Below are 11,524 nucleotides of genomic sequence, written 5' to 3'. Positions count from 1 at the left end.
CAGGAGGCCGGGCGGCCTGGCGGAGGACCGCCGCGTGCCGGTGGCGGGGATGCGCCGCGTGATCGCGCAGAAAATGAAAGAAAGTATAGAGACGGCCGCTCATGTGGCCCTGACCACAGAAGTGGATATGAGCAGGGCGGTGGATCTGCGGCAGAGGCTTCTCCCCTTTGTGGAAAAGCGGTACGGGGTGAGACTTTCTCTGAACGATATCGTGATCCGATGCGCCGCGGAGGCGCTGCGGGAGTTCCCCAGGGTCAACAGCGTGTTTCAGGGAGACGAGATCATAGAAAAATCCGGGGTCCACGTGGGGATGGCGGTGGCCCTTGAGGAAGGGCTGGTGGTCCCGGTGATCCGTGATGCGGACTGTCTGAGTCTGGGCGGCATCGCGGCGGAAAGCAAACGGCTGGCCCAGCGGGCCAGGGCCGGCGAATTGATGCCCGATGAGTATTCGGGAGGCACCTTTACTGTATCCAATCTGGGAATGTATGATGTAACATTCTTCTCCTCTATTATAAATCAGCCGGAAAGTGCGATTCTGTCTGTGGCAAAAGTCGTTGACAGAATCGTGCCGGAGGCTGGAGTACCGGTGATCAGGCCCATGATGAACCTGACGGTGAATTTCGATCACCGCCCTGTGGACGGGGCGCAGGCTGCTCAATTTCTCAGAAGGATCAAGCAGCTGCTGGAAGAACCCTATGAGTTGTTAGGGTAGAGGAGGGAAGGATATGCGCTATGACGTCATAGTGATCGGGGGCGGCCCCGGCGGCTACACAGCGGCCATCAAAGCAGCCCAGCGCGGGAAGAACGTGTGCCTGATCGAAAAGGGAGCGCTGGGAGGAACCTGTTTGAACGTCGGCTGTATTCCCACCAAGGTGCTGCTCAAGAGCGTGGGATTGTTGGAAGAGATCCGCCGCAGCGCGGAGTTCGGAATAAAAGGTGTGGACGTGTCCGCGGCCGGTCTGGATCTGCATCAATTGCAGGAGAGAAAGAAAAAAGTTACGAAGCAGCTGGTGGGCGGAGTGGGAGCTCTCCTGAGAAAGAATCGAGTTACTGTTGTGGAGGGGAGCGCCCGCTTCGCTGACGCGCACACGATAATAACAGGCGATCAGAGTCTGGAGGGGGAAACGATCATCATCGCCTCCGGATCAAGATCCAAAAACCTGCCCATCGAGGTCTCGCCTGCCATGCCTGTTTATACCAGTACCGAGATACTCAGTCTGGAAGAGTTCCCGAAAGAAATGGCGGTGATCGGCGGCGGCGTCATCGGAATGGAGATGGCGGCTTATCTTGCAGGTTTGGGGATCACTGTAAGGATCGTGGAATTTCTGGACAGGATCCTGCCGATGGTGGATCGGGAGATCACCGAGATCCTGACGAGACAGCTTGAAAAGAAAGGCGTCCAGATCTTCACCTCAGCTAAAGTTGAAAAAATTACGGATCACAGCGTGGTGTTTGCCAAAGACGGCGGCCGAAGCGAGGCGGGATGTCAGGCTGTGCTGATGGCCGTTGGGAGGGAAGCGGACCTTTCCGATCTGAATCTGGAAGCAGCCGGAGTTCGCGTCGCGCGGGGGAGCATTCTCACGGATGACAGCATGCAGACCAATGTGGCCGGCATATACGCCGTCGGTGATGTGAACGGCCGTTCCATGCTGGCCCACACGGCGTTTGCGGAGGCGGAAACTGCAGTAGAACAGATCTGCGGGGGCAAGGCGAAGATGGACTATGGCAAGATCCCCAGTGGAATCTACCTGGATCCGGAGATCGCGTCGGTGGGGCTGACTGAGGATCAGGCGGCTGCAAAATATGGAGCGGACGGGATCCGGATCGGCCGGTTTCCCATGGCGGCAAACGGAAAATCCAAGATCGAGGGCCGGGAAGACGGATTGATCAAGATTATTTCAGAAGCCCGCTATGGCGAGATCGTGGGAGCGCATCTATATTGCGCCCACGCTACGGATATGATCGCGGAGCTGTGTCTGGCCATGGGGCTGGAGTGCACGGCGGAGGAAGTGGCATCCCTGGTACACCCCCATCCGACTGTGTCGGAAGCAGTGCAGGAGGCATGTCTGGCCGTGGACGGCCGGGCGGTCCATATATAGGGAAAACGACGGCCCGGAGCTGTTGATCCGGGAATGGGCGAAAGGAGGGAGAAGGACTAAGGAGATCAGGTCAGACACGTGGCAAAGGTATTTATGAGAAAGAGGTGATAGGAATGGGCAGGGTCGAAGGAAAAACAGCGATCGTGACAGGAGGCGCGCAGGGACTTGGAAAAGCCATTGCCGGACGGCTGGCGAAGGAAGGCGCCTTTGTCAACATTTTCGACATAGGAGACGGCGCAGAGGCCGTGGCGGAGATCCGTCAGGCGGGCGGTCAGGCGGAAGCCTACTCCGTAAACATTACAGATCGCCGTCAGGTCGAACAGGCGGTGGCAGAGATCCTGGAGCGGAGAAAAACGCTGGACATCCTGGTGAACAACGCGGGCGTGGTATCCGCTCACGAGAATCTCCTGTCCGTGACGGACGAGATCTGGGAGCGTGAGATCGGAATTAATCTGACAGGGACATTCTACTGCTGCCGCGCGGTGCTGGGCGCGATGATCCAGCAGAAAAGCGGAAAGATCGTAAACATTTCATCCATTGCTGGAGATACGGGCCGGCCGCAGACCAGTCCGGCCTATTCTGCGGCTAAAGCCGGCGTGTACGGACTGACCATGTCTATGGCGCGATCCGTGGCGAAACACGGAATCAACGTAAACGCGGTCTGCCCGGGAGTCATACTTACGGGGATCCACGCATCCTATCCAAAGGAAGAACTGGACGCCCTGCTGGCCCAGATCCCCTATTCGAGGGGAGGAAAACCCGATGATATCGCAGGCGCGGTGCTGTTTCTCGCCGGCCCCGATTCCGATTACATAACGGGAGCGCGGATCCGGGTCAACGGCGGGTCGTGGATGGGATAAATCCGTTTTCTACAGGAATAAAGCGTAAAAACTGAAATGATTTTAGCAAAACGGCGCTGAAGGACTGCGCCGAATTAAGAGGAGGGTTTGCTGTGAAGAAAAAGATTGCTTTAAGCCTCATTATGATACTTGTTGTTATGGCGGCCATGACCGGCTGCGGCGGCGGAAGCGGCGGCGATACGGGAGGCGGCACCGGCGGAGGCGGCGGGGAAAAGGTCAATTGGAAGCTGGCCAGCACATGGGCGGATGGAACATTTCTTTTTTCTGTGGATCAGCGGTTCTGCGAATTGGTGGGAGAGCTCACAGACGGCAATTTTACCATCAAGCCTTATGGCGTAGGGCAGCTTGGCGCTGCGAATCAGGTATTTGATCTGGTTCAGGGAGGCACAGTAGAGGCCGGAGGCGACTGGCCGTCGTACTGGACGGGAAAAAGTCTGGGGTTTGATCTGCTGGCCACCACCATGTTCGATTTTACAAACTGGGATTATTACGTATGGATCTATGAGGGCGGCGGTCTGGAAGACGCCTACAATTATATGTTCAACCAATTTGGTATGGTCTACTTCCCCACGGCGGTGACTCCCATGGAATCGGGCATTCGCTCCAACGTGCCGATCAAATCACTGGCAGATTTTAAAGGCCTGAAGATACGTTTTGCCGGTAAGATCCAGGGTATGGTAGCGGAGAAAATCGGTATCACTCCTGTAACCATCGCCGCGGACGAGTTATATGAGTCCCTGCAGAGGGGCGTGATCGACGCGGCGGAGTACAGCGGCCCGTACAATGACGACGTGATGAAAATTCAGGAAGTTACTAAATATTGGCTGACGCCGGGCTGGCATCAGACCGCTTCTGCCTATGGAGCCATGATCAATCAGGCTGCCTACGATAAACTTCCCGACGCTTATAAAGATGCCATCGAGAAGGCGGCTAAATTGACGATGGTGGAATACATGGCCAAGTATACCTGGAATGATGCACAGGCAACCCAGAGAATACTGGATGCCGGAGTTGAGACGACAACACTGTCCGACGAGGATATGGCCACGCTGCAGCAATACACATTAGAATCGGCGGAAGCTCTGGCGGCGGAAAGCGAAGATTACGCTCACGTATACAAAAGTATGCTGAACTATAGGAAGACGATGGAAAATTACAGAACAGCGCTGGGAGATTGGGGCTTCGGCATCAACCTGAAGGAGTATCCCAATATACCGGAATAGCTGACGGCTCCTGACTAAACGATATATCGTGGAGGGGGAGCGATGTGCGGGCGTCCGCGCCCGCCGTCCGCTCCCCTGAATGGAAAAGGAGAGGATTTGATGAAGGCTCTGAAAAAAATCACACAGATCATCGATACGATCAACGAATGGGCGGGAAGTATTTCAGCTTATTCAGTAATCGTTCTTATGGTAGTCGTTGTGTTTGAGGTGTTCAGCCGAAGGGTGTTTAACCAGCCTACAATATGGGTTTACGAGACGACGTGTTTTATTTATGGATTTTTAATTATGATGGTGGCCGGATACGGACTTTTGCATGGGAGCCATGTGGCGGTAGACCTGTTTTCCGCCCGCTTGTCGGAACGAAATCAACGAATCCTGTCGATCTGCATGTATCTGGTATTTTTCTTTCCCTTTGTAACCTTGATGCTGCCGGCAGCTGTCAAGTTTACTCAGACGGCCTGGATCATGAAGGAACACAGCTGGTCGCAGTGGGGACCGCCTGTTTACCCGATCAAGACAGTGATCCCGATATCTCTGGCTCTTTTATGGATCCAGGGGCTGTCAGAAGTCCTCAAGTCGGTGATCTATCTCATGACAAATAAAAAAACAAAACCGTCCGCTAAAACAGGGGAGGTGTAATGGTGGAAAATGTAATCCTGATCTTGATGTTTGTAGGCCTTCTGGTCGGCTTGCTGACAGGGCATCCGCTGGCGTTTATCCTTGGCGGCGTGGCTACCATCGCGGGAGCCATCGGCTGGGGCGACGCGGTATTTGCTGTCTGTGTCACCAGGATATACGATACAATGAATAATTATTCTCTGGTTGCGATCCCCTTATTTGTACTGATGGCAAATTTCTTGACAGCTTCCAATGTTGCAGAGGGTCTGTTTGACGCCATACGTTATCTCCTTGGATCGCTGAAGGGGGGGCTGGCGGTAGCAGTTATCGCGGTCTCCACAGTATTCGCGGCGACGACAGGAATCGTAGGCGCGTCGGTGGTGACCATGGGAATGCTGGGTCTTCCCGTATTGCTGAAACACGGTTATCAGAAAGAGTTGGCGGTAGGCTGCATCTGCAGCGGCGGTTCGCTGGGGATCCTGATCCCGCCCAGCATTATGCTGGTCATTATGGGGTCCTACGCGCAGCTGTCTGTGGGAAAACTGTTTCTGGCCGCCATCGTACCGGGGCTTTTGCTCTCCTTCTGTTATATGGTATATGTTCTGGTTATTTGCCACATCCATCCAGAGTACGGTCCCGCACTCAGCCCGGAGGAAGCCGCGAAGATGCCGATGGCGGCCAGAATAAAAAACAGTCTGATCAATCTGGTTCCGCCCTTACTGCTGATCATAGCTGTGCTGGGCAGTATTTTCGGCGGCGTGGCTACGCCTACCGAGGCCTCGGCCATGGGAGCGCTCATGGCGCTGATCATGGCGGTCTGCTATCGTCAGTTCAGCTTGAAAATGCTGAAGGCGGCGGTGATCGACACGGCAAAGACCACTTCTATGTGTTTCGTCATCCTGATCGGAGCCAACGCGTTTACAGCCGTTTTCATCGGCATGGACGGAGACACACTGGTCGAGAATATCGTGATGGTAATGGGATTAGGCAAGTGGGGCGCCTTTGCGCTGATGATGATCATTGTCTTCATATTGGGCATGTTTATCGATTGGATCGGTATTGTTATGCTTGTATTTCCAATTTTCCTGCCCATCATGGACATGTTCGGATTTGACCGGCTGTGGATCGTGGCGGTCACAGCGGTTCTGCTGCAGACATGCTTTATGACGCCGCCCTTCGGGTATGCCCTTTTCTATGTCAGAGGGATCGCCCCTGAGGGCGTGACTCTGGGACACATATACCGGGGCGTCATCCCATTTATCATCATCATCTCCGTAGTCGTATTAATGACTGTATTTATCCCGCAGGTGGTACTGTATCTGCCCGGACTTTCTTCCGCGGCGATATAAAGAAACAGATGAGTTCAGGAAGGAGGAGCGTCAATTGGCGGTAAAAGCAGCGTACAGGCATACAAATATCAATGCGAAGGACTGGCGGAGGCTGTCGGCTTTTTATCAGGAGGTGTTCGGCTGCGTGCCGGTACCGCCGGAACGGGATTTAAGCGGCGACTGGTTTGAACGAGTTACCGGCGTAAAGGGGGCAGCTGTGCAGGGAGAACATATCGCGCTTCCGGGTTATGGCGATGACGGTCCAACCTTTGAGATATTCACTTACAGCGTTCCGGAGGGGACGCGGCCTCTGGCGATCAACGGCTACGGCTTTGCCCATGTAGCTTTTGAGGTAGATGATGTGGAGGAAGCTTATCAGGCGGTGAGGAAGGCCGGCGGAAGCGCCTGCGGGGAATTGCTCCGTCACTATTATCCCAGTAAGGATATGACGCTTACGATCGTCTATGCAAAAGATCCGGAAGGAAATGTAGTGGAGCTGATGAAGTGGACGGATGGGAGATGTATGGATGAGAGCAGTAGTCAAGTATGACAATATACCGGGGGCCACAGAAATAAGAGAGGTACCGGTTCCGGAGATAAACGACGATGAAGTGCTGATCAAGGTGGCTTACGCCGGTATCTGCGGCGGAGACCCCCACATACACAGCCAGACGATGTCTTACCCGCCTGTGGTGGAGGTGCCGCTGATCCTGGGCCACGAATGCTCGGGGATAGTTGCCGCAGTGGGGAGGAATGTGTCCGGCGTGAAAGCGGGCGATCACGTTGTGCCGGAAACCCACGTTGGATTCTGCGGTGAGTGTTATTACTGCAGACAGGGCATGTTCAACCTGTGTAAAGAGAGAAAAGGACTTGGAGCGGGCGCGCCGGGCGTGTTCGCCGAATATGTGAAAGCAGACCGGCGCGCGGTACATCTGCTGAACAGCGAGACGTCTCTGAGGAAAGCGGCGCTGACAGAACCGCTGTGCATCGTCTACAATTCGCTTGTCAAGCACTCCTGCCTGAAACCTGGAGACACTGTGGCGATCATCGGAGCGGGAAGTATGGGACTGCTGTCCGGAGCGCTGGCAAAGGCCATGGGAGCGGGAGAGGTGGTTCTTCTGGGTACTCCGGCCGACGCGGGCCGTTTTGAGATCGCAAAGGGAGTCGGTATCCGGGATTTTGCATATGTGACGGACCATACGCCGGAAGAGATCAAGAAGCGGTACACGGACGGCAGGGGATTTGATCTGGTGGTGGACGGAGCCGGAAACAGGGCTGCTTTCTGGAGCGCCATTCAGCTGGTTCGGCCACTGGGAGAGATCAATAAGATCGGTTTTGGACCGGAGCCCTTTGACCGATCGCTTGATCCTTTAAATTTAATGGGAGCAACAGTCAACTTCGCATTTTCCCACACCTGGGATGTGTGGGAAAAAAGCGTGAAGCTGATTGAAAAAAATATTGTGGATGTGGAGAAAATCGTGACTCATGAGCTGGCGCTTGAAGAATTTGAAACGGGGTTTCAGCTTATGGACCGGCAGGAAGGGGTCAAGGTTTTACTGAAACCCTGATCCCCCAAAGGAGGGATGTTAAACATGGCAAATCTGTTTTCTGTACCGGGAAGGATCCTTTCCGGGGAGGGCGCGCTGGAGATGAGCGGACCCTATTTGGAGACCTTCGGGAAAAAGGCCCTTATCGTCACGGACGAGATGATGGAAAAGCTGGGAAATCTGAAGCGGGTGACCGACGTGCTGGAACAGGCGGGCGTCGCCTATGCGGTCTACACGGGCGTCAGCGGGGAACCTACGGACGAGATGATCGAAAAGGGAGCGGCGCAGTATAAAGCCGATGGGTGTGACTTTTTGATCGGACTGGGAGGGGGAAGCCCCATCGACTCCATGAAGGCCATCGGCGCCGTGGTCAGCGGAGGAAAGAACATCGCCGAATATATGGGCAGGAGCATCGACCAGAAGCTGCCGCCCACGGCGGCTATTCCCACCACGGCGGGGACCGGATCGGAGGCCACGCAGTTTACGATCATTACCGATACGAAAAACAATGTGAAAATGCTGTTGAAAGGGCCGTCGCTGCTGCCGTCTCTGGCCGTCATCGATCCGGTGTTTACGGCCACGGCGCCGCAGTCCGTGACGGCGGCCACAGGCGTCGACGCCCTGTGTCACGCGGTGGAGGCGTTCACGTCGCTGAAGGCCTTTCCTCTTGCGGATTCTTTCGCTGTCTCCGCGGTCAAACGGATCTTTCGGAGCCTGAAGCGGGCTTACGATAAAGGGGACGATATGGAGGCAAGGGAGCAGATGGCGCTGGCTGCGCTGGAGGCGGGCATCAGTTTCAATAACTCATCGGTGACCATCGTCCACGGAATGAGCCGCCCCATCGGAGCGCTGTACCACGTGCCCCACGGCCTGTCCAACGCCATGCTGCTGCCGGAGTGCCTGAAGTTTGCCGTGTCCGGAGCGGAGGAACGCTTCTGTGAACTGGCCAGAGAGACGGGACTGTACGAGGACGGCATGACGGTGCAGCAGGGAGCCCAGGTCTTTATCTCCGCGGTATGTGATCTGTGCGCCAGCTTAAACGTGCAGACCCTGGCGGAATTCGGCGTGGACAAGGAAGACTTCTTCCAAAATATCTCGAAGATGGCCGATGACGCCATCGCCAGCGGCAGCCCGGCCAACACCAGGCGTCAGCCCACGAAGGAAGACATCACCGAGATCTATGAGGCGCTGTGGAAGTAGCGGAGAGAAAGAGAAGCTGAACATCAGCGGCGGCATCTTCCGGTAAAACCGATGGAACAGATCCGCGCAGTCATTGGCAGCGCGGATCTTTCTTTCAAACGCGGGAAAGGAGACAAACCATGGAGTATGAGAATCTTTTATTTGAGGTCAAGGACGGTATCGGATACATCACCATCAACAGGCCGAAGGCGCTGAACGCGTTGAACGGAGCCACTCTGGACGAGCTGGGTACAGTGACCGCGGAGCTTGGCGGCCGCAGGGATGTGAAAGCGGTGATCATCACGGGCAGCGGAGAGAAGGCCTTTGTGGCGGGAGCGGATATCGCCCAGATGAGAGACCAGAGCCCGGCGGAGGCCCGGCAGTTTTCCAGAAAGGCTCAGACCGTCTTTTCGGCCATCGAGCATCTTCCTCAGGTGGTGATCGCCGCGGTGAACGGCTTTGCTCTGGGCGGCGGATGCGAGCTGGCCATGGCCTGCGACCTGCGGGTAGCTTCGGAGAAGGCGAAGTTCGGCCAGCCGGAGGTCAATCTGGGGATCCTGCCCAGCTTCGGAGGGACCCAGAGACTGCCCCGGATCGTTGGACGTGGAGTGGCCAAACAGCTGATCTTTACGGCGGAACCCATCGACGCGACGGAGGCCTACCGGATCGGTCTGGCCAACAAGGTGGCGCCGGCGGACACGCTGATGGCGGAGTGCGAGGCCATGGCCAAAAAGATCATGAGCAAGGGCATGTTCGGGGTGAGTCTGGCGAAGGCGGCGGTCAACGACGGCATGAACATGGACACGGAATCGGCGTTCAAATACGAGGCGGATCTGTTTGCCCTGTGCTTTGCCACAGACGATCAGAAAGAAGGGATGACGGCGTTTCTGGAAAAGAGGGCCGCAGTTTTTCACGATTTCTTCTAGGGAACAGATCGGCGCACTGGTGTGAGGATGGCTTCCGGCGGGATGATATCTTCTGCCAGAAGATCAGAAAAGCAGAAAAGCAGCGGGCGGAGGACGATGAGGAAGGAACGGTGACTTTAATGAAAAAGGTCAGAGTGATGACGGCGGCGGAAGCGGCGGAACTGGTGAGGGACGGGCAGACGGTGGTGACAGGGGGCTTCGTGGGAAGCAGCTGTCCGGAGGCGTTGTCGAAGGCGCTGGAACAGCGGTTTCTTGAAACGGGAAAGCCGGAAGGACTGACGTTGTTCTACGCGGCGGCCCAGGGAAACCGTGACGGCAGCGGAGCGGACCATTTCGCCCACAGGGGCATGGTGAAGCGGGTGATCGGCGGGCATTGGAACATGGTTCCCAATCTGGGGACCATGGTGATCAACAACGAGATAGAGGGCTACAATCTACCGCAGGGGACCATCTCGCAGATGTTTCGGGATATCGCGGGGAAGAGGCCGGGGACCATAACCCACGTAGGTCTGCAGACCTTTGTGGATCCCAGGATCAGCGGCGGAAAACTGAACGAGATCACCACGGAGGATCTGGTGGAGGTCATTGAGATCGCCGGGCAGGAACGGCTGCTGTACAAGAATATTCCGGTGGATATGGCGTTCATCCGGGGCAGTTATGCCGACGAGCTGGGCAATGTGTCGGTGGAGAGGGAGATCGGGAGTCTGGACGCCACGGCCATCGCCCAGGCCTGTCACAACTGCGGCGGCAAGGTGATCGTGCAGGTGGAGCGGATCGTCAGCGCGGGGACGCTGGACCCGCGGTTGGTCAAGATCCCGCGGATCTACGTGGACGGGGTGGTGGTCGCGGAGCCGGCGGACCACGAGCAGTGCTTTGGGCATGCGTTCGATCCGTCGCTGACGGGGGAACTGCGCAAACCTTTGAGCGCCATCCAATACGATACGCTTTCCGCAAAAAAAATCATCGGACGGCGGGCCGCCATGGAACTGGTCCCGGGAGCCGTAGTGAACCTGGGGATCGGAGCGCCGGAGTACATCGCCAAGGTGGCCGGCGAGGAAGGGATGGAAGACGATATGGTCCTTACCGTCGAGGCGGGGCCTATAGGCGGAGTGCCCATGGGAGGCAGTCAGTTTGGAGCCAGCGTCAACCCGGAGGCGATTCTGGACCAGGCGGTGCAGTTTGATTTTTATGACGGAGGAGGCGTGGATCTGGCCTTTCTGGGTCTTGCAGAGGCCGACCGGAACGGTAATATCAATGTAAGCAAGTTCGGACCCCGCATTGCGGGAGCCGGCGGTTTCATCAATATTACGCAGAATGCAAAAAAGGTATTTTTCTGCGGAACCTTTACGGCGGGGGGGCTGAAGATCTCCTGTGAAGAGGGGAAACTTCGGATCCTGCAGGAGGGTAAGCAGCGGAAATTCGTGGAGGCCGTGGAACAGATCACGTTCAGCGGAAAGTATGCCGCTCAGATCGGACAGCCTGTCATGTATATTACCGAGAGGGCGGTATTCGCCCTGAAAGAGGACGGAGTCTATCTGACGGAAATAGCGCCGGGGATCGATCTGGAAAGGGATATCCTGGCCCATATGGACTTTCAGCCGAAAATAGAAGGAGAGCTGAGAGAAATGTGGGGAGAGATTTTCATGGAAAAGAAGATGGGGCTGAGCGGATAACCGGCCTGTGGAGATCGTGGATCGGAGACAGGGAACGGGATAATGCTGAACAGAAAGGACGCCGCGCGCAG

11 protein-coding genes are annotated in these 11,524 nt (G+C 56.1%); all 11 read left to right on the top strand.

Features of this window, described 5'->3' with window-relative positions:
• The coding region (locus E0E37_RS03740) for a dihydrolipoamide acetyltransferase family protein (RefSeq protein WP_130861625.1) at positions 1 to 712 on the top strand (712 nt) is incomplete at its 5' end.
• A 13-nt stretch (positions 713 to 725) separates the two neighbouring features.
• Positions 726 to 2,099, top strand: a complete 1,374-nt coding sequence (gene lpdA / locus E0E37_RS03735) for a dihydrolipoyl dehydrogenase (RefSeq protein ID WP_130861624.1) — start codon at positions 726 to 728, stop codon at positions 2,097 to 2,099.
• A 113-nt stretch (positions 2,100 to 2,212) separates the two neighbouring features.
• The gene (locus tag E0E37_RS03730) at positions 2,213 to 2,959 is read left to right on the top strand and encodes an SDR family NAD(P)-dependent oxidoreductase (protein WP_130861623.1); all 747 of its coding nucleotides are present in this window, start codon (positions 2,213 to 2,215) and stop codon (positions 2,957 to 2,959) included.
• A gap of 92 nt (positions 2,960 to 3,051) precedes the next feature.
• Positions 3,052 to 4,182, top strand: coding sequence for a TRAP transporter substrate-binding protein (locus E0E37_RS03725; protein ID WP_130861622.1), 1,131 nt, complete (start codon positions 3,052 to 3,054; stop codon positions 4,180 to 4,182).
• 99 nt (positions 4,183 to 4,281) lie between these two features.
• On the top strand, positions 4,282 to 4,821 hold the full coding sequence (locus E0E37_RS03720; RefSeq protein WP_165445192.1) for a TRAP transporter small permease subunit: 540 nt from the start codon (positions 4,282 to 4,284) through the stop codon (positions 4,819 to 4,821).
• Positions 4,821 to 6,149: a TRAP transporter large permease gene (locus E0E37_RS03715; RefSeq protein ID WP_130861620.1), complete on the top strand. Its 1,329-nt coding sequence runs from the start codon at positions 4,821 to 4,823 to the stop codon at positions 6,147 to 6,149. Before E0E37_RS03720 ends, E0E37_RS03715 begins: the two co-directional genes overlap by 1 nt.
• A 34-nt stretch (positions 6,150 to 6,183) precedes the next feature.
• Positions 6,184 to 6,678 (top strand): VOC family protein, encoded by a 495-nt coding sequence (locus E0E37_RS03710; protein WP_130861619.1) that lies wholly within the window; start codon positions 6,184 to 6,186, stop codon positions 6,676 to 6,678.
• Positions 6,656 to 7,696, top strand: a complete 1,041-nt coding sequence (locus E0E37_RS03705; RefSeq protein ID WP_165445191.1) for a zinc-dependent alcohol dehydrogenase — start codon at positions 6,656 to 6,658, stop codon at positions 7,694 to 7,696. Before E0E37_RS03710 ends, E0E37_RS03705 begins: the two co-directional genes overlap by 23 nt.
• 24 nt (positions 7,697 to 7,720) lie before the next feature.
• A complete protein-coding gene (locus tag E0E37_RS03700; RefSeq protein WP_130861617.1) occupies positions 7,721 to 8,875 on the top strand; it encodes an iron-containing alcohol dehydrogenase in 1,155 nt (384 codons plus the stop codon).
• A gap of 119 nt (positions 8,876 to 8,994) precedes the next feature.
• Positions 8,995 to 9,780, top strand: coding sequence for an enoyl-CoA hydratase-related protein (locus tag E0E37_RS03695; RefSeq protein ID WP_130861616.1), 786 nt, complete (start codon positions 8,995 to 8,997; stop codon positions 9,778 to 9,780).
• A gap of 119 nt (positions 9,781 to 9,899) precedes the next feature.
• Positions 9,900 to 11,453 carry an acyl CoA:acetate/3-ketoacid CoA transferase gene (locus E0E37_RS03690; RefSeq protein ID WP_130861648.1) on the top strand — a complete coding sequence of 518 codons (1,554 nt, stop codon included), beginning with the start codon at positions 9,900 to 9,902 and terminating at the stop codon, positions 11,451 to 11,453.
• Positions 11,454 to 11,524: the final 71 nt, after the last annotated feature.

Origin of the sequence: Bacilliculturomica massiliensis (assembly GCF_900605495.1) — a bacterium.
GTDB lineage: Bacteria > Bacillota > Clostridia > Peptostreptococcales > Anaerovoracaceae > Bacilliculturomica > Bacilliculturomica massiliensis.
This window is presented reverse-complemented; position numbering and strand designations above follow the sequence as displayed.

Excerpts from the sequence above, each read along its gene's own strand:
- lpdA (WP_130861624.1), top strand. The coding sequence starts at position 726 with ATGCGCTATGACGTCATAGTGATCGGGGGCGGCCCCGGCGGCTACACA.
- E0E37_RS03730 (WP_130861623.1), top strand. The coding sequence starts at position 2,213 with ATGGGCAGGGTCGAAGGAAAAACAGCGATCGTGACAGGAGGCGCGCAG.
- E0E37_RS03720 (WP_165445192.1), top strand. The coding sequence starts at position 4,282 with ATGAAGGCTCTGAAAAAAATCACACAGATCATCGATACGATCAACGAA.
- E0E37_RS03715 (WP_130861620.1), top strand. The coding sequence starts at position 4,821 with ATGGTGGAAAATGTAATCCTGATCTTGATGTTTGTAGGCCTTCTGGTC.
- E0E37_RS03705 (WP_165445191.1), top strand. The coding sequence starts at position 6,656 with ATGAGAGCAGTAGTCAAGTATGACAATATACCGGGGGCCACAGAAATA.
- E0E37_RS03700 (WP_130861617.1), top strand. The coding sequence starts at position 7,721 with ATGGCAAATCTGTTTTCTGTACCGGGAAGGATCCTTTCCGGGGAGGGC.
- E0E37_RS03695 (WP_130861616.1), top strand. The coding sequence starts at position 8,995 with ATGGAGTATGAGAATCTTTTATTTGAGGTCAAGGACGGTATCGGATAC.
- E0E37_RS03690 (WP_130861648.1), top strand. The coding sequence starts at position 9,900 with ATGAAAAAGGTCAGAGTGATGACGGCGGCGGAAGCGGCGGAACTGGTG.